The organism is Nocardia sp. NPDC049190 (assembly GCF_040648115.1).
In the GTDB taxonomy this organism is placed as follows: Bacteria; Actinomycetota; Actinomycetes; order Mycobacteriales; family Mycobacteriaceae; genus Nocardia.
The window spans coordinates 218,298-236,682 of record NZ_JBEZDE010000003.1 but is presented as its reverse complement, the minus strand read 5'-3'; the positions used below and the strand labels follow the sequence as shown (position 1 = coordinate 236,682).

Below are 18,385 nucleotides of genomic sequence, written 5' to 3'. Positions count from 1 at the left end.
ACGCTACGCCGCGGCGCGGACACTCACCGAGTGTTGCGGCGCGCGCACTCAGGCAACGGTCGCCTTGACCCGAGAGCCGGTACGTCCGCGCAGGACGTGCAGCCGGCTCGGAATGCGCTGTCGCATCTCGTCCACGTGACTGACCACGCCGACCACCCGGCCACCGGCACGGAGTTCGTCCAGCACGCCCATCACCGCGTCGAGGGTGTCGCCGTCGAGGCCGCCGAAGCCCTCGTCGATGAAGAGGGTATCCAGCACGAGCCCGCCCGACTCGGCGGCCACGGTGTCGGCCAGGCCGAGTGCCAACGACAACGAGGCCATGAACGTTTCGCCGCCGGAGAGCGTTTTGGCGGGGCGGATGGCGCCGGTGTAGTCGTCACGGATGTCGAGTCCGAGCCCGCCCCGCCGCCCGCGCGGCCCGGCCTTGTCCGAATGGACGAATTCGTAACGGCCGCTGGACATCCTGCGTAACCGCAACGATCCCGCCTGCGCCACCTCTTCCAGCCGGGCGGCCAACACGTAGGAGTGCAGGGACATGCGCCGGTTGTTCGCGCCGCGCCCGGCGACCACATCGGCCAGCCCGTCCAGCTCCTCGAACGCCTGCCGTGCCGGGGCGATCCGATCGACCGCGGCCCAGAGCTGACTGCCGAGGTCCTCGAGAAGGCTCACCCGCTTGCTCACGTCGGCGTGGGCGGCGATCGCGGCGTTGAGACTGGTCTGCGCGGCGGCGACCTGTCCGTCGAGCTCGGTCAGGTCGCCCGGCCGCAGCGACACGACCGCCTGGATCTCCGGCTCCGCCAAGACGGCTTCCGCGTGGGCTCGGGCCCGGTCGGCCGCCACGAGATCACCTTCGATCTCCGCCTGTCGCTCGAGGGAACGGGAAGCAGCGGCGATGACCTTCGCGTATGCGGCCAGCACCCCGACGCCATCAGGTGGCCCCTCGGTCGCCGAGTGATCCGCGGACAGTTCTCTCGTGATCGAGGCAGCGTCGCCGATACCGGGACTGCGATCGCCGCCCTCTTCGTCCTCCGGCACGAAACCCGCCGCACCGGCGAGCTTTACGACCCGCTCGGCAATCGCCGATACCTGCTCGCGCGCGGCCACCGCTTCCGCGCGGGCATCGCGGAGCGCGGTCGCCGCGGCGACCAGGGCGGCGAGCCGGGCGCGGCGCCGGTCGATGGTCTCGTCGGCGCCCGCCGCCTTGCGCAATCGGTCGGTGAGTTCGTCGAGGCGCGCCTGGGCGGAGGCGATGGTGGCCGTGACAGCGCTGTGGCCGGCCTCGGACTCACGCAGCTCGTCGTGCAGGCGGGTCTGCTCGTCACGCAGGCGGGTGAGTTCGCTGGTCAGGCCCTCAGCCTGGGCGGCAAGTTCGGCCGTGTCCGCGTAACGGTCGGTGGCGGCGCGAACCTGGGCGGCCAGCGCGACCCGGTCGGTATCGCCACCGCGTGCGACGAGCGCCTCGATCTCGCGTTCGAGTCCGGTGATACGGGCCAGCGTCCGGTCGCGGAGGTCCTCTGCCGCGCGCTCGGCGGCCACGGCGGCCTCTTCCTCCGCCTCGGACACCGCGGTCGCGGTAGGCCGGGCGGGCGCGGGATGGTCGGCTGAACCACAAACCGCGCACGGACTCCCCTCGACCAGTTCGGCGGCCAGCTCGGCGGCCATCCCGGTCAGCCGACGCTCGCGCAGGTCGAGCACGGACTCCTTGGCGTCGAGGTGAGCCGAGCGGGCGGTGTCGAACTCGACCCTGGCGTGGTCCAGCGCCGTGCGCCGCGCGGCCAGTTCGACGGCCGCCGTCGCCGCGGTGTGTAGCCGTTCGGTTTCCGCGGACAGGCCAGGTAGCGCCGCGACCGCTTCGGTCGCCTCGCGCAGCCTTGTTTCCGCGGTGGCGAGTGCGGCGGGCAGCCGGTCACGCCGCGCGGCGAGTTCCGCGGCGCGGCCGACCAGCGTCGCGGCCTCGGCGCGCAGCACGCTGAGTTCGGCACCGAGACGGGTGGCGACAGCGGCATCCGCGCGGACTTCGTCCAGCGCGCCGATCTGCGCGCTCCACAGCCGGATCGCCGCATCACTGTCCGCACCGAACACGTCATCACGAACCTTCGTCCCGTCCGCGGATCGCACCAGCTCGCCGCCGCCGAGATCGGCGCTTGCCAGCTCCCGCAGCAAGGCGGCCAATCGCTGCGCCGCGCTCCGCTTTTCGCTGTCGCGGTGCCGCTGCATCCGGACCGCCGAACGCGCCTCGTCGATGGTCGCCGCGATCGGCTCGGCGCGGCGCGCCAGCTCGAGCTCGGCTTGCCAGGCGGTGCGCCGCTCGGCGTCCGCGGCGTAGTCGTCCAACTGTCGACGCGCCGCGGCCATGCGGCGCTGCAGCTCGTGCACCCGGCGTTGTTGTTCGGCCTGCGCACGGACCAACGTCGACTCCCGCTGGCAGCGTTCGACCTCCGCGGCAGCGGTGGTGAGATCGTCGCGCGCGGTACACAGCAGATCCTGGGACCAGCCGACGGACTCCGCCGAGCCGACCGAATCCGCGACTCCGGCCGCCATCCCGACCTGCGTGATCAGTCGGGTGATGCCCTCCGACCGTGCGTCGAGATCGGCGTGCGCGGCGCGGCGCTTGTCCGCCAGCCACTGCTCCGCGGTACCGAAACGCCGCGTGTCGAAGAGCTTTTCCAGCAGCTTCTCGCGATCTTCGTTCTCCGCCCGCAGGAATCGGGCGAAATCCCCCTGTGGCAGCAGCACTACCTGGAAGAACTGATCGGCGCTCATCCCGAGCAGGCGGAGAATCTCCTCGCCGATATCAGGGATCCGGGACAGATTTTCGCCGCGGCCGTCCATCCAGGTCAACGTCGCCTTGGCCCGCTCGGTGCGCAGGCCGGTGCCGTGTCTCTTCGGCCGCTCGAACTCCGGCGTGCGGGTCAGACGTAGTCGCCGCCCACTCAGGGTCGCTTCGAGCATGACCAGCGGGGGCGTCTGTTCGGCGGCGTGGTCGGAGTGCAGCCGCTTGCTCTCCCCGCGTGCGCCGGGAACCTTGCCGTAGAGGGCGAAGGCGATCGCGTCCAGCACAGTGGTCTTGCCCGCGCCGGTCTGGCCGTGCAGCAGGAACAGTCCGTCGGCACCGAGTGCGTCGAAGTCGACAACCGTGGTCTCGGCGAACGGGCCGAACGCGGTCATCTCGAGCTTGTGCAGCCTCATGCCGCCGCCACACCCGGATCCGGCCGAGGGATCATGCCGACAGTTCCCCGGCCGGGGCGCCCACCGCTACCGGATCCCGCTCCGCGACGGCGGCGGCGAGTGCGCGTTCCAGCCACGCCGCCTCGCCCGCGCTCGGCTCGCCACGGACGTCGGTGAGGAAACTGCGTGCTACTTCGGTGTCGTGGCGGCCGTGCACCCGTTCACGGTAGCGCAACTCGGGGTTTCCTTCGGGCCGCGCCCATTCCACGTGCACCGCGTACGGGAACCGCTCCCGCAGCTTGCGCATCGCGTCGACCGGGCGGGCGGAGTCGGTGAGCACCGCCGACACGTAATGCTGTTCGGCGGCGTTGTGCCCCGCATCGGTCAGCAATTCGTCGAGGGTGCCGGTGAGTGTGCTCAATCCCCGGACCAGCGGCAGATCTCGGCGGCGGACCGAGTGCAATCCGGACCCGTCCAGCTCGACGATCCAGACCGCCTTGCGGTGCGAGCTCTCGGCGAACGAATACGGCAACGGCGAGCCGCAGTAGCGCACCGACTCCGACAGGGTCTGCGGCGAATGCAAGTGACCGAGCGCCACGTAGTCGATACCCGCGAAGGCTGCCAGCGGCACGGTCTCCACTCCGCCGACCGAGATCGACCGCTCCGACCCGGTGGCCTGCGCGCCGACGACAAAGGCGTGCGCGAGCACCACTGTCCGCAGGCTGTCGCGCCCCGCCAGGTCCACGCGGATCCGGTCCATCGCCGCTGCCAGGATCTCGGCATGCGAACGCGCCTGCGGTACACCGAGTTCGGCGCGGGTGATCTCCGGTTCCAGGTACGGGATGCCGTAGAACGCCACGAACCCGTGCTCGTCCGCGAGCAACACAGGTCGGTTGGCATCGGCAATGGTGGTGCGCAGATGCAACCCGCCCGCCGCGGCGAAACTCGCGCCGGCCCCGAGCCGTGTGGGCGAATCGTGATTGCCCGAGGTGGCGACGATCTGTGCCCCTGCCGCCCGGATGGCCTCGAATCCCCGGTTGCACACAGCGATCGCGTCCGCGCTGGGGATGGACCGGTCGTACACATCCCCGGGCAACACGACGACGTCGATCGACTCCTCGGCAACCAACTCCGCGATCGCGGCCAGTGAATGGGCCTGGTCGGCAAGCAGATCCACGCCGTGGAACGTGCGCCCGATGTGCCAGTCCGAGGTGTGCAGCATCCGCATGCCGCGAAACCGTAGGCCAACCCACCGACAGACTCCAAGCGCCGCGCCTACCGTGCCGAATCTGCCGGACCGCGGCCCGGCGTGTCTCTTCGCCCGCTGCCGCGTGTCCCGGGTCGGCGGGCTCGGCAGCCGGGTAGCGATGAGTCGCCGCGCACACCTCGGCTTCCCGGACGCCGGAATCCGGCCGGTTCTGGATGCCACACGATCGAAAGATTTGCCGAGCGTTCGGCAAGTCGCTGGCAGTGCCGGTTGCCGACGCGATGCCGAACAGTTGCTCGATCCTCGCTCTTGTCGGTGCCGTGCGGCACTATCTGCGCTATGACCGCACCGATGCTCGTCGCACTGATGCTGGTGTTCGCCGCGGGGGCCGGCCTCGGCTGGCTCGGCCATACCGCGCGCTCCGGACATCGCGCCACCGCGGCGGAGGCGAGACTCGCGGCGACCACCGACAACGAGGTGCTGCTGCGGCGGTCTCTGGACGCGGCGAACGAGGATGCCGCGCGCAGGCATTCGCACGCCATCGGCGCCATGGTGGAACCGCTGCGCGCGGCCGTCGGCATGCTGAACCAGCACATCCAGCAGGTCGAGCAGCATCGCATCGCCGCGTATTCGAGTCTGCGTGAACAAGTCGCGGGCATGCAGCGCACCTCGCACCAGCTCACCAGCCAGACCGGTCAGCTGGTCGCGGCCCTGCGCGCGCCGCAGGTGCGCGGGCGATGGGGCGAGATCCAGCTGGAGCGGGTGGTCGAGCTGGCCGGGATGACCAAGCACTGTGATTTCGAGACCCAGGTGAGCCGGGCGGCCCGCAGCGACGGTGACCGCGCGGTGCGACCGGATCTCGTCGTCCATCTCGCGGGCGGTAGGCACATCGTGGTAGACGCCAAGGTTCCGTTCACCGCCTACCTGGACGCGAGCGCGACGGACGATCCCGACGTTCGGGCCGGGCTGCTCACCAGACACGCCAAACATCTGCGCACCCATGTCGACCAGCTGTCCGACAAAGCGTATTGGGCGGCGTTCGATCCGGCGCCGGAGTTCGTGGTGCTGTTCGTGCCCGGCGATCCATTCCTGGACGCCGCGCTGACCACGGACTCGACGCTGCTGGAGTACGCGTTCGGCCGGAACGTGATCCTCGCGACGCCCACCACCTTGATCGCGCTGCTGCGCACGATCGCGTTCGGCTGGCGGCAGGAAGCGCTGTCCAGGGACATGGCGACGGTGCAGCGCCTCGGGCGTGAGCTCTATCAACGGCTGGGGATGACGGGCAAGCACCTGGACCAGCTCGGCAGGCAGCTCGGCAAGGCCGTGGATGCGTTCAACTACACCGTCGCCTCGGTCGAGTCGCGTGTGCTGGTCACCGCACGCAAACTGCACGACCTGGAAATAGCTGAACAGGAGGTGTCTGCCATCCAGCGGCTGGATGCCCGGCCGCGTGTCGTCGGCTTCGCCGATGTCGGCGAGTAGCGGGCAATGGCCGTGCCATCACGCCGCCGAACGCGGCGACAGTTAGTGTGCATAATGTGGCTGCTTCCCAACGTGTGCGATCCCGGGTGCCCGCGCCGCAACGCTCGATCCTGCCGTCGGTGCCGGGAATCCCGGTTGGCGCGGCGGTCCTGATCGCGGTTGCCTGCACGTTTCTGGGATTTCTGATCGATGCAAGCGGCGGCGGCGCCGAGTTGACCGGCACGTTCGCCGCGCTGTACATCGTCGGGTGTGTGGCGGCCGTATCCGCCGTGCGCTACCGCGGATTGTTCAGCACGATGGTGTTGCCGCCGCTGCTGCTGTTCGTTGCCGTGCCGCTGGCCTACCAGCAGCTCACCGCGGGCGGCTCGACCTCGATCAAGGACATCCTGCTGAACCTGGCGATCCCGCTGGTGAACCGATTCCCGACCATGATGTTGGCCACCGTCGTCGTCCTGCTGATCGCCGGCGCTCGAATCATGATGCATCGCCGCGAGGAGGCGGAGGGCCGGCCACCGACATCGCGCCGGGGCGAAAACTCGGGCAGGTCCGCTGCCAAGCGGACCAGGCCCGGCCGCCCTTCCGGCCCGGCGACGGACTCGGCGCGCCGCCAGTCGCGCCGCCCGCTGGATGAAGCCGACGAGCCCAGGTCGAGCGCGGACTCTCCTCGCCCGACCCGCCGCCAGGGAGCGCAGGTCGCCGACGCTCCCCCCCGCGTCACGCCGTCGCGCCCGCGCGAAGGCCGCACCCCCGCCCGCGGCATCTCCCGTCCGACGGCGGCTATGCCCCGTGCCGAGGGCGACCCGCCACGCACCGGCCCCCGTCCGACGGCGGCCGCACCCCGCGCCGACGGCGAACCGACACGCGGAGGCCCGCGCCGCCGCGATGTGCCCCCGCACCCCCAGCCCAATGTGCGCTACCGCGAACGCGATTCGAGCCGCACCGAACGACGCAGGCCGGACAACCCGTAGCTGTCGACGTATGACGTTGCCGCACGCTCGGAAGCCGAGCAGCGCTATCGGCGCAAACCGGTGCCCGTTCGGCCGCCGCGAATCTTCTGGTGGCAGCACCGCATGGTCCGCGGCGACCAGGTTTGCGCGCTGTCAGCGAATTCGGCCAACAGCGACAACGGAGCCCGACCGGTTCATTCCGATGAGTTCAACCCGTACGTCGACAGCCTCGACCGGCCGGGAAACAGGATCGCCCTGCCGCGTCGACGGAGCCGACCACAAGTGCCGACGCGCGGCGGATCCGGTCAGTGGCGCGTCGCGCGCAGTTCTCGGGGCAATGCGAAGACGAGCGTCTCGTTCGCGGTGGTGACCGGCTGGACGTCGCCATAACCGTGCTCGGCCAGCATGTCCAGGACGCCGCGGACCAGGATGTCGGGGACCGACGCACCCGAGGTGACGCCGATCGTGCGCACACCGTCGAGCCAGGCCGGGTCGACCTCGCGGGCGAAGTCCACCAGGTGCGCCGCCCGCGCTCCCGCGTTGAGCGCGACCTCGACCAGGCGCACCGAGTTGGAGGAATTGCGGGAGCCGACCACGATCACCAGATCGCATTCCGGCGCCATCGCCTTCACCGCGACCTGACGGTTCTGCGTGGCATAGCAGATGTCGTCACTCGGCGGATCCTGCAGACCTGGGAATCGTTCCCGCAGCCGCTTCACCGTCTCCATCGTCTCGTCCACGCTCAGCGTGGTCTGCGAGAGCCAGATCACCTTCGATTCGTCGCGCACGCTGACCTTGTCGACCGACTCGGGGCCGTCGACCAACTGCACATGCTCGGGCGCCTCACCGGCGGTACCCTCGACCTCCTCATGGCCCTCGTGGCCGATCAGCAGAATGTCGTAGTCGTCGCGGGCGAACCGCTTCGCTTCCTGGTGCACCTTCGTCACCAGCGGGCAGGTCGCATCGATGGTGTGCAGGTTGCGGGCGGCGGCGGATTCGTGCACCGCGGGCGAGACGCCATGCGCGGAGAACACGACCACCGCCCCTTCGGGCACCTCGTCGGTTTCGTCGACGAAGATGACGCCGCGCTCACGCAATGTCTCCACCACGTGTCGGTTGTGCACGATCTCCTTACGCACATAGATCGGCGCGCCGTGCTTCTCCAGCGACTTCTCGACGGTTTCGACCGCACGGTCCACACCGGCGCAGTACCCGCGCGGCTCGGCGAGCAACACTCGCTTACCGCCGTCAGCATCGGCGTTTCCGGTGCCCGCCGAGCGGGCGATTCCGACGTTCAAGGGAATAGCCGAAGACATGCCCACAGGATACGTGCGGCACTGGATCCCGCCACTTGTGGGAGTCTTCCGCCGCAACCCGGTCTTGCGACGACCGATCACCTCGACGTGGGGCGATAATGTCGGCCGACTCGGCACCGGCCTGACCGGACGAAAATGCGAACCGCACCCACCCCGCCTTTGCATAACACACCATTTCGGGCAGGCTAGGACCATGCCTCGACCACCGTTCCTGGCCCGGGTCGCCGCCGGTGCCGCCGTATACGCCCTGGAGGAAACCCGCCGTCTCCCCACGGCGGCAATGAATTTCCCGATCACGGCGATCAGTCAGATGCTGCAGACCACGATGCACGTCCAACAATTCGTGACCAGCCTGGCGCTGAAGGGCGACGCGGTGTTCGAACGCTTGTCCAACGGCCCGGAGGAACAGCCGGAGTGGGCAACCTTCGACGAGGACTCGGCCGACGAGCCGAGCCCGGCATCCACCCGCAGCAGCCGTTTCGACCTCTACGCCGTCGACCAGCCCGAATCGACCCCGTTCGACACGCGTGAATCCTTCTCCGCGCACACCACCGCCCGTGCCACCGAAAGCCGTGCCACCGAAAGCCGTGCCACCGAAACCAACGGCCATACCGTTTCGGAAGCGCCCGACGCCGAGCCGGAAACCCTTGCACCGGCGACCGAACCGGAGTCCGGACCAGAGCCCGCTGCCACCGCACCCGAGATCGCGCCACCGGAAGTCGCCACCCGTTACGACTACCCCACCATGACTCTGGCCCAACTGCGCGCCCGACTGCGCATGCTGACCGTCGAGGACCTCACCGCACTGCTGGACTACGAGCAGCAGACCCGCGCCAGAGCCGCGTTCGTCACGATGCTGACGAATCGGATCGCCACCATGCGGGCGCAGTGACGAACCAAATGGTCCCCCGCCTCGTCGGCGGTTTGCCCGGACAGCTGCGGTCAACCCCCCGCGCCAGATACGGCAGCGCATGAACTCCGGGTATACCTGACCCATGACACAGGACGGCTCCCCTTCGGGGGGTGGGATGGCGCAGACCAATTCCGCCGAGCAGCCCTGGCCGGTGCGTTCGGTGGCCATCAAGGTCGCCCAGTGGATCGACCGCCTCGGCCACATCTGGGTCGAGGGGCAGATCACCCAGATCAATCTGCGCCCCGGCACGCGCACCGCGTTCCTGGTGTTGCGCGATCCCTCGGCCGACATGTCCCTGTCGGTGACCTGCGACCCGGAGCTCATCCGCAACGCGACCGTCCCACTGCGGGAGGGCAGCAGGGTGGTCGTCTACGGCAAACTCTCCTTCTTCACCGGCCGCGGCACGATCTCATTGCGCGTCCTCGAGATTCGACCTGTCGGTATCGGCGAACTATTGGCCCGCGTCGAGCGGCTGAAGGCACTGCTGGCCGCCGAGGGCCTGTTCGATCCGCGACTCAAGCGCGCGATCCCGTTTCTGCCCGCGACCATCGGTCTGATCACCGGCCGCGCGAGCGCCGCCGAGCGCGATATCCTGACTGTCGCTCGAAATCGTTGGCCCGCAGTGCGTTTCGAGATCCGCAATACCGCGGTTCAGGGTCCGACCGCGGTGCCGCAGATGTTGACCGCGCTGGCGGAACTCGATCGCGACCCGGCTGTCGAGGTGATCCTGCTCGCGCGCGGCGGCGGCAGCGTCGAGGACCTACTGCCGTTCTCCGACGAGGCGTTGTGCCGCGCCATCGTGGCGGCGACCACGCCGATCGTGAGCGCAATCGGCCACGAACCCGACAACCCACTCACCGACTTCGTGGCCGACCTGCGCGCGGCCACCCCGACCGATGCCGCCAAACGCGTTGTTCCGGACGCCGCCGCCGAACTCGCGGGGGTCCGTGACCTGCGCGCCCGCACCGCCGCGGCGCTGCGCGGCTGGGTGGACCGGGAGACCAGGGCGCTGGCCCAGCTGCGATCACGTCCCGTACTGGCCGACCCGCTTCGCGAACTCGATCGCCGCCACGAGGACATCGAGCGGCTGCGCACCTCGGCGCGCCGCTGCGCCGAGCAACGCCTCCACACCGAGTCCACCGCGGCCAGACATCTGCGCGAGAAACTCACCGCGGTGGGCCCGGCCGCGACGCTGGCCCGTGGCTACGCTGTCGTTCAGCGTGTCACCGGCCATGAGCGGCATGTGGTGCGCACGATCGAGGACGCGCCCGCGGGCAGCCAACTGCGCATCCGGGTCACCGACGGCGCCATCACAGCCGCCGCGCTGGGCGCCCAGGCCCTCGGCGGCGCGCACACCGACACAGGGAGGAACTGATCGTGGCCGAGCGCGGCAAGTCCACGGGTGCAAACGAGACCGGAGCAGATCCGGCCACCGAACTGGCCGAGATCGCGGACTTCGGCTACGAACGCGCCCGCGACGAACTGGTCGGCGTCGTGAAGATCCTCGAACAGGGCGGCCTTGACCTGGACGAATCCCTCGCCCTGTGGGAGCGCGGCGAGGCGCTGGCCAGCCGCTGCGAAGAACACCTCGCCGGCGCGCGCCGACGTGTGGAGGACGCCCTGCACCGCACCGACCTGGAAGAGCCGCAATGACCATTCGCCGCGCCACCCCGGACATCACTGTGGTGAGTCACCGCACCGGCGAATCCGTCGATTCCGCCGGCTGAAGGGGCGCGGCGAGCGCGGCCCCGCGCTACGACCAGCGCGACTGAGCGTGCCGACTTACGGCAAACTATTCGACGAAACAGCGCCGGCCGCTGGATCGCTCCGGGTCATGACTGGTTGATCAGCGCGCGAGTGGCTGCGCCGTGGTAACCGCATGGGCGAGGGTGGTGAACGCCGCATGGTTGCCTGCGCCGGTGATCAGCACTCTGGACAAGCCGAGATTCGCGATCCACGCGGTCTCCGAGCCCTGCTCCGCGTACACGGTCCAGGTCTGCTCGCCGACCTGCTCGGTGCCGCTGGCATACCGGTAGCCGAGCACGAACCTGGCCAGCGCCTCCTCGGTCGCATTGGTCTGCGAGAACCGCAGATAGGTGCCCTGCGGAGTGAGATAGCCGACGGTGCTCACCGGTCCGCCGCCGGCGCCGCCGATCGACTCGCGGCTGCCCGAGTTGGACGACCACCCAGCGGGCAAGGCCGGGTTGCGGATCGGGAACGGCATCGAGCGCGCATCCATGGTGAGAGCCGCTTTCACATCGAAAAGCGGAATCTGCCCCGGTGTCGGACCGTTGGCTGCGAAACTGCACTGACTGGCCAGACCGGCGAAAACCACAGCGATCACCACCAGCGGGATCAGCGACCAGAACAAATCCCGGTAGTCGTTCAGAATGCGTGGCTTTTGGTACGACACGCTCCCAGTATCCACTCGCACGACAGCACTCCCCCGCGCACCCCGATCGCCGGAACAGGGGTGTACGACCGTGCCAGATCGAATGAGACAATCGACCGGTACGTACCGACGCACAGGAGGCACCCCGCAATGACGGCATCTTCCCCGACATCTAGCCGCCGCGAGGCGCCCGACCGCAACCTCGCACTCGAGCTGGTCCGCGTGACCGAAGCCGGAGCGATGGCCGCGGGTCGCTGGGTCGGCCGCGGCGACAAAGAAGGGGGTGATGGCGCCGCCGTCGACGCCATGCGGCAGCTGGTCAGCTCGGTATCCATGCGCGGCATCGTCGTGATCGGCGAAGGCGAGAAGGACGAGGCGCCGATGCTGTACAACGGCGAAGCGGTCGGCGACGGTACCGGCCCCGACGTGGACTTCGCGGTAGATCCGATCGACGGCACCACGCTGATGTCCAAGGGTGTACCCGGCGCGATCTCCGTGCTCGCGGTCGCCGAGCGCGGCGCGATGTTCGACCCGTCCGCGGTGTTCTATATGCGCAAAATCGCCGTCGGACCGGACGCGGCCGATGTGATCGATATCGCGGCACCGATCGGCGAGAACATCAGGCGGGTCGCCAAAGCCAAGAACTCCGCGAAATCCGACCTGACCGTCTGCATCCTGGACCGTCCCCGGCACGCCGAACTGATCCAGCAGGTCCGTGACGCGGGCGCCCGCATCCGCCTGATCTCCGACGGCGATGTCGCGGGCGCGATCGCCGCGGCCCGCCCGGACTCCGGCACCGACATCCTGGTCGGCATCGGCGGCACGCCCGAGGGCATCATCGCCGCCGCCGCGATGCGCTGTATGGGCGGCGAACTACAAGGCATGCTGGCTCCCACGGATGACGACGAACGCCAGAAAGCCATCGATGCGGGCCACGACCTGGACCGCGTGCTGACCACCGAAGACCTGGTCGCCGGCGAGAACGTCTTCTTCTGCGCCACCGGCGTCACCGACGGCGACCTGCTGCGCGGCGTGCGCTACTACGGCGGCGGCGCGTCCACCCATTCGATCGTCATGCGCTCGAAGTCCGGCACGGTCCGCATGATCGACGCGTACCACCGGCTGACCAAGTTGCGTGAATACTCGTCCGTCGACTTCATCGGGGACGAGGACGCGGTACCGCCGCTGCCGTGACATCGGCAGTGTTTGATTTGCAGCGCCTTCGGCGCTGCGTGTTCGCGGCCCCTTAGTGGCTCGCGTCCGAGCGGGGCCGCGAACGGGGAATGCTCGGTCTCGCTTCGCTCGGAAACGGGAGTGTGCCGTATTTGCGGTGTCGAGGGTGTGCGAGGTGCTTGTCGGTTCGGTTGTACCGCGTACTTTCCGGACCTCGGCGCGGCGCTGTTCATCAGGAAACGAGCGGAATATCCGTCGGCTCAGTCGTGCGGCGTACCTCCCAGACCTCGACGCGGCGCTACTCACCAGGTAACCGGCGGGGACTCCGTCGGCTCGGCCGTGCTGTTGTAGTGCTGCCGAGAAGGCTCTGGCTCAGTAGTTCGGCCGATTCTGGTGTCCGAGGGGAGGAGGCTTCGACCGAAGCGGCGCCGCCGACTTGCCGCGATGGTCGCCAACTCGACCTCGCGCCAGGACCCATGCGGCTCCGGATCACGGTGTCGGACCCGCCCGAGCATCCTCAGGCGAACGTTCTCGCGCCGCGCGTCATCAACCGGCTCATTCGACGCCTCGCCCGAATCGCACCCGGATCACTCCGCTGCCGAGCTCCAGCCCACATACGCCGCACCGACCAACTCGCATCTGCCCTACGGGCGATATCGCGCCGCTGTCCTGATACGAGCGCCAGTTGCACGGCGGACTTTCCTTGTTATTCCCGGGTACGGCGTGGGGGCAGTGTGCGAATGGCCTCAGGGGCTCGGTCTCCCCACGGCGGGCGCCAGCGGCATAGGGTCAAAATATGACCGAGCAGACGCAGTACCGCATCGAGCACGACACCATGGGCGAGGTTCGGGTTCCGGTGGACGCTCTGTGGCGGGCGCAGACCCAACGGGCCGTGCAGAACTTTCCGATCAGTGGACGTGGCTTGGAGCGCGCGCAGATCCGTGCGCTCGGCCTACTGAAGGCGGCGTGCGCGACGGTCAATCGCGACCTGGGACTACTCGATCCGGCGAAGGCCGACGCCATCATTGCCGCGGCGAACGAGATCGCAGAGGGCAAGCACGACGACCAGTTTCCGATCGATGTTTTCCAAACCGGTTCGGGCACCAGCTCGAACATGAACGCCAACGAGGTGATCGCCTCACTCGCGAACGCGAACGGCGTCACCGTGCACCCGAACGACGATGTGAACATGTCGCAGTCGTCGAACGACACCTTCCCCACCGCGACGCATCTCGCCGCCACCGAAGCGGTCATCACCGATCTGGTCCCCGCGTTGGAGCACCTGCGGCTCGCATTGCTGGACAAGACGACCGAGTGGCGGACGGTCGTGAAGTCCGGCCGCACCCACCTGATGGACGCGGTGCCGGTGACACTCGGCCAGGAGTTCGGCGGCTATACCCGACAGATCGCGGCAAGCATCGATCGCATCATGGCGACGCTACCGCGCCTCGGCGAGCTGCCGATCGGCGGCACCGCGGTCGGTACCGGCCTGAACGCACCCGAGGGCTTCGGCGCGAGGGTCGTCGCGGAACTGGTGCGCGCCACCGGCATCGACGCGCTGCGCGAGGCCGAGGACCACTTCGAGGCGCAGGCCGCTCGGGACGGTCTGGTCGAGGCCTCCGGCGCGCTGCGCACGATCGCGGTGAGCCTCACGAAGATCGCCAACGATATCCGCTGGATGGGCTCGGGCCCGCTGACCGGGCTGGCCGAACTCCGGCTACCCGATCTACAGCCGGGTAGCTCCATCATGCCGGGCAAGGTGAACCCGGTTCTCCCCGAGGCGGTTACCCAGGTCGCCGCGCAGGTAATCGGCAATGACGCCGCCGTCGCGTTCGGCGGCGCGAACGGCGCCTTCGAGCTGAACGTCTACATCCCGGTGATGGCCCGTAACTTGCTCGAGTCGATTCGCCTGCTGGCCAATGTCTCTCGGCTGTTCGCCGACAAATGCGTCCGCGGCCTGGTCGCCAATGTCGAGCACCTGCGCACTCTGGCCGAGTCCTCCCCATCCATCGTGACTCCGCTGAACTCCGCGATCGGCTACGAGGAGGCGGCCGCCGTCGCCAAGGAAGCACTCGCGCGGAAGAAGACCATCCGCCAGACGGTGATCGACCGCGGCCTGCTCGACGAGAAGCTCACCGAGGAGGAACTCGACCGCCGCCTCGACGTGCTCTCGATGGCCAAGGTGAAAAACGGACAGTAAGCACACCCGCGCCGGCACGACCGCCGCGTTGGAACCCCTCGTCTTTCCAACGTGGCGGTCGAACTCCTTCGTCCCGTCGCATACTGCGGATGCCGGTTAATCGTTTGCGGCCGAAGGGCGTTACACCGCTGCGGCGGCCCGGTGAACGCCACACGCAGTGCCGAAACACCGCACGCAGTGCCGAAACACCGAACGCCACCCGGAGCAATGCTCGAGTACCGGGTGGCGTTCGAATATCGTGCGGTTCAGCGAAGCCCGTGGCGAACGACGGCTCGCCGGGGATCACCTTCGGAACCGCACTGCTACAACACTCGTGATTCCAAGACGGTCGCGTCAGCCACGCAGGTGCGTGAGCTCGTCGCGCGCCTTCTCGCCTTCGGCGCCGAAGTCGCTGCGCGTGAAGACATTCCAGCGCTTCAGCAGTGGCGTGAAGACCAGTTCGCCCTCCTTGGCACGGTCGTAGAGACCTGCCTCGGCGAGCACCTCGTCGCTACTGCGGCCGTCCGCCAGTGTCACCGTCGGGACATGGAAATCGGCGACCCGGTCGGCGATGGCGCGCATGGTCTGGTCCGGCGCCAGATCGAGGCCGGCGGCGACCATGTTCGCGAAGAACACCGACTGCAGTTCATCGTCCACCGCAATGCGGTCGGCCATGGCGGTGACCATGGGGTTCTCCCCCAGTGCGGCGATATTGCGGTGCCGGACCGCGCTGGCGGCCTCTTCGAACGCGCAGGTGGCCAGGACGTCGAGCAGGTGCATCGCCGGGCGGCGGAAGCCCTTGGTCATGTGATCCATCCGCAGCCGCTCCAGTTCGACCGGATCGACCGACCTGGTGACCATGAGGTAGTTACGGATCATGATCTCGTGCCGGTTCTCCTCGGCCGTCCAGCGGCCGACCCAGCGCCACCAGGCGCCGGTCCGCAGGTACTTGCCGATCTCGCGGTGATACGAAGGCAGATTGTCGGCGATCAGCACGCAGACGGTCAACGCCAGCTTCGCGTCAGCACTGAGCTCGGACTGTTCCGGCTCCCAATCGGTGCCGCCGAGGAACGCGAAGTTGCGCCCATCGTCCCACGGCACGAATTCGTGCGGCTGCCATCCCTCGGCGGCCTCGACGTGCTTACGCAGATTCAGTTCTACGTCCACCGCGAGTGATTCGAGCAGTTCGCGATCGGTCAAGAGTGTTTGCACCAAGACAACCTAGCGGCTGGGCCCGCGAAGCGGGAGCTGTGGACAGGACCTGGCAGGCGATCCGGGAACGCAAGGCGACCCGGACGCCTCAGACCGAACTACTTCGGTGTAACCGTAATATTACCGTTCACCCAGGTGATCGTTCCGCCGGTGAAATCGCTCTGCTTGCCACCCGGGATGTCCTTTTCGTCGCTGATCGGATAGCCGAGTTTGCCGTTGGCGCCACCGTTGTCCTCCCACGCCTCGCGAATCGCGCCCCACACGATGTGCGGTTCGCCTTCCTTGGGCGCGTAGATCGTGCCACCGACGAAGTCCTGGTAGCTTCCGTCGGCAGGCCCGTCCTCCTCCTCTTCCAGCGGCGCACCGAGCAGGCCGGTGGGGCCACCGCTGGCCACATACTTTTTGTAGATGTCACCGGAAACCGTGATCTCGCCATCCGCGGCGGCGATCTTGGTCTCCTCCGCGGCGCCCGGCGAGTGCTCGTCGGTATGGGTCGCGCGAGCCGAGGTGGTCATGGCCGCGCCGGGCGAAGTGGTCATCGCCGAGGTGTTCATCGCCGCGGAAACCGAGCTGATCACCCCTGCGGTCGAGGCGCCGCCATCTTTGTCGTCATCGCCGCATCCGGCGAGGACAAGACCGGCCGCGCTGACCATGGCGGCGAATCCAGCTGTTCGTCGAGCGAAGTGGTGCATGTCCATCCTCTCGAGATCGGCTACCACTACGCCACGGGCTCCGTGACATCGCGCGTAGCCTGGCCGATGCTCGGCAATGGCCCGGCGAATCGACGAGGAGACACCGGGCCATACCGAACAGCTATCACGGCGGATACTACCCGCCGCTTGTGAGGTGAAACACACCGCAGGGCATCGTGGCCCGATCAGGCGTTGGGGCCGTATTCCTCCAACATCTCGGTAACCAGCGCCGCGATCGGCGAGCGTTCACTGCGGGTCAGTGTGATGTGGGCGAACAGTGGATGCCCCTTCAGCTTCTCGATCACCGCGGCCACCCCGTCGTGCCTGCCGACGCGCAGGTTGTCACGCTGCGCGACGTCATGGGTGAGCACCACCCGCGACCCGGTGCCGAGTCGACTGAGCACTGTGAGCAGGACGTTGCGCTCCAGCGACTGGGCCTCGTCCACGATGACGAACGAATCGTGCAGCGATCGACCGCGAATATGGGTGAGCGGCAGCACCTCGAGCATGTCGCGGCTGAGCACCTCCTCCATCACCTCGCGACTGGCCAGCCCATCCAGGGTGTCGAAGACCGCCTGCGCCCATGGGCCCATCTTCTCGCTTTCGGTGCCGGGCAAGTAGCCCAGCTCCTGGCCGCCGACCGCGTACAGCGGACGGAAGACCACCACCTTGCGCTGCGTGCGCCGCTCCAACACTGCCTCCAGGCCCGCGGTCAGCGCGAGCGCGGACTTGCCCGTGCCCGCCCGGCCACCGAGCGACACGATGCCGACGCTCTCGTCCAGTAGGAGGTCCAGCGCGATGCGCTGCTCAGCGGACCGACCGTGCAGCCCGAATGCCTCGCGCTCCCGGACCAGTTGCACACGTTTGTCCGGTGTGACCCGGCCGAGTGCACTGGAACTGGTGCCGAGCAGCCGAATCCCGGTGTGGCAGGGCAGTTCTCGCGCGGCATCGAGGTCGATCGCCGACTCGGCGTAGAGCTGATCGATCTGCGCCGAGCTGACGTCCAACTCCACCATGCCGGGCCAGCCGGAGGTGACGACGTCCTGCGCGTGGTACTCGTCGGCGTGCAAACCCACCGCACTGGCCTTGACCCGTAGCGGAATGTCCTTGGACACCAGCACCACGTCGCGGCCCTCGGCCGCGAGGTTGAGTGCACAGGCCAGGATGCGGGCGTCGTTGGTGTCGGTGCGGAACCCGACCGGAAGGACCGCTGGATCGGTGTGGTTCAGTTCCACCTGCAGTGTTCCGCCCTCGGTGCCGATCGGCACCTGCTGATCCAGCCTGCCGTACTGCAGGCGCAGATCATCCAGGTTGCGCAGGGCCTCCCGTGCGAACCAGCCCAATTCGTGGTGGTTGCGTTTGCCTTCGAGTTCGCTGATGACCACCAGCGGTAACACCACATCGTGTTCGCCGAACCTGGTGAACGACCAGGGATCCGACAGCAAGACCGAGGTGTCGATGACGAAGACTTTGCCGAGTAAATGCGAGGGGCGGGCCCCCTTCGCGGCGGCTCCGCCTTTCGCGGAGCGGGATTGCGCCGAGGGAGCGGAAACGGAGCGTGCAGCAGTCACGGTGGGCTCCTATGTGCTCGTGCGGCACTCGCACGAGCGATCTCGCTGGACCGGTCCGTCCTGATGGACCCGACGTTGCCGTCAGATGCCACGAGGGCCGGGTGCCGGCCCTCTCGCACTGAGTAGCTCA

14 protein-coding genes are annotated in these 18,385 nt (G+C 68.3%); 7 read left to right on the top strand and 7 right to left on the bottom strand.

All coding sequences use genetic code 11. The annotated features are described in order from the left end of the window. Positions 1 to 48: 48 nt before the first annotated feature. Both AB0B25_RS04770 and AB0B25_RS04765 read right to left on the bottom strand, forming a co-directional pair. Positions 49 to 3,189 carry an AAA family ATPase gene (locus tag AB0B25_RS04770; RefSeq protein WP_357174713.1) on the bottom strand — a complete coding sequence of 1,047 codons (3,141 nt, stop codon included), beginning with the start codon at positions 3,187 to 3,189 and terminating at the stop codon, positions 49 to 51. A gap of 31 nt (positions 3,190 to 3,220) precedes the next feature. Next, entirely contained in the window at positions 3,221 to 4,396 is a 1,176-nt protein-coding gene (locus AB0B25_RS04765) for an exonuclease SbcCD subunit D (protein ID WP_357174710.1), read from the bottom strand. Between the two features lie 318 nt (positions 4,397 to 4,714). Here AB0B25_RS04765 and AB0B25_RS04760 point away from each other — a divergent pair, with 318 nt between their 5' ends. Further along, positions 4,715 to 5,860 (top strand): DNA recombination protein RmuC, encoded by a 1,146-nt coding sequence (locus AB0B25_RS04760; protein ID WP_357174708.1) that lies wholly within the window; start codon positions 4,715 to 4,717, stop codon positions 5,858 to 5,860. A gap of 56 nt (positions 5,861 to 5,916) precedes the next feature. After that, positions 5,917 to 6,828, top strand: coding sequence for a DUF6542 domain-containing protein (locus AB0B25_RS04755; RefSeq protein WP_357174705.1), 912 nt, complete (start codon positions 5,917 to 5,919; stop codon positions 6,826 to 6,828). Positions 6,829 to 7,112: 284 nt separating this feature from the next. Here the strand turns inward: AB0B25_RS04755 and AB0B25_RS04750 are convergent, their stop codons facing one another. Next, positions 7,113 to 8,123, bottom strand: a complete 1,011-nt coding sequence (locus AB0B25_RS04750; protein WP_357174702.1) for a 4-hydroxy-3-methylbut-2-enyl diphosphate reductase — start codon at positions 8,121 to 8,123, stop codon at positions 7,113 to 7,115. Between the two features lie 193 nt (positions 8,124 to 8,316). Here AB0B25_RS04750 and AB0B25_RS04745 point away from each other — a divergent pair, with 193 nt between their 5' ends. The 3 genes from AB0B25_RS04745 (at position 8,317) to AB0B25_RS04735 (ending at position 10,689) form a co-directional block, all read left to right on the top strand. Beyond that, positions 8,317 to 9,015, top strand: coding sequence for a lipid droplet-associated protein (locus AB0B25_RS04745; protein ID WP_357174699.1), 699 nt, complete (start codon positions 8,317 to 8,319; stop codon positions 9,013 to 9,015). Positions 9,016 to 9,118: 103 nt separating this feature from the next. Beyond that, positions 9,119 to 10,411, top strand: coding sequence for an exodeoxyribonuclease VII large subunit (gene xseA / locus AB0B25_RS04740; RefSeq protein WP_357174696.1), 1,293 nt, complete (start codon positions 9,119 to 9,121; stop codon positions 10,409 to 10,411). A 62-nt stretch (positions 10,412 to 10,473) separates the two neighbouring features. After that, positions 10,474 to 10,689 (top strand): exodeoxyribonuclease VII small subunit, encoded by a 216-nt coding sequence (locus AB0B25_RS04735; protein ID WP_357174979.1) that lies wholly within the window; start codon positions 10,474 to 10,476, stop codon positions 10,687 to 10,689. A gap of 193 nt (positions 10,690 to 10,882) precedes the next feature. Here the strand turns inward: AB0B25_RS04735 and AB0B25_RS04730 are convergent, their stop codons facing one another. Next, a complete protein-coding gene (locus AB0B25_RS04730; protein ID WP_357174693.1) occupies positions 10,883 to 11,449 on the bottom strand; it encodes a DUF4245 domain-containing protein in 567 nt (188 codons plus the stop codon). Between the two features lie 129 nt (positions 11,450 to 11,578). Here AB0B25_RS04730 and glpX point away from each other — a divergent pair, with 129 nt between their 5' ends. Both glpX and AB0B25_RS04720 read left to right on the top strand, forming a co-directional pair. Further along, positions 11,579 to 12,622 (top strand): class II fructose-bisphosphatase, encoded by a 1,044-nt coding sequence (gene glpX / locus AB0B25_RS04725; RefSeq protein WP_357077567.1) that lies wholly within the window; start codon positions 11,579 to 11,581, stop codon positions 12,620 to 12,622. Between the two features lie 775 nt (positions 12,623 to 13,397). After that, positions 13,398 to 14,801, top strand: coding sequence for a class II fumarate hydratase (locus AB0B25_RS04720; RefSeq protein ID WP_357174690.1), 1,404 nt, complete (start codon positions 13,398 to 13,400; stop codon positions 14,799 to 14,801). Positions 14,802 to 15,134: 333 nt separating this feature from the next. On the opposite strand, the gene AB0B25_RS04715 is transcribed toward AB0B25_RS04720, so the two are convergent. The 3 genes from AB0B25_RS04715 to AB0B25_RS04705 all read right to left on the bottom strand — a co-directional run bounded on the left by AB0B25_RS04715 (position 15,135) and on the right by AB0B25_RS04705 (position 18,255). Beyond that, positions 15,135 to 15,992 carry an acyl-ACP desaturase gene (locus AB0B25_RS04715; protein ID WP_357174687.1) on the bottom strand — a complete coding sequence of 286 codons (858 nt, stop codon included), beginning with the start codon at positions 15,990 to 15,992 and terminating at the stop codon, positions 15,135 to 15,137. 98 nt (positions 15,993 to 16,090) lie between these two features. Further along, entirely contained in the window at positions 16,091 to 16,684 is a 594-nt protein-coding gene (locus AB0B25_RS04710) for an esterase (protein WP_357174684.1), read from the bottom strand. Between the two features lie 185 nt (positions 16,685 to 16,869). Then, the gene (locus AB0B25_RS04705) at positions 16,870 to 18,255 is read right to left on the bottom strand and encodes a PhoH family protein (protein ID WP_357174683.1); all 1,386 of its coding nucleotides are present in this window, start codon (positions 18,253 to 18,255) and stop codon (positions 16,870 to 16,872) included. Positions 18,256 to 18,385 lie beyond the last annotated feature (130 nt).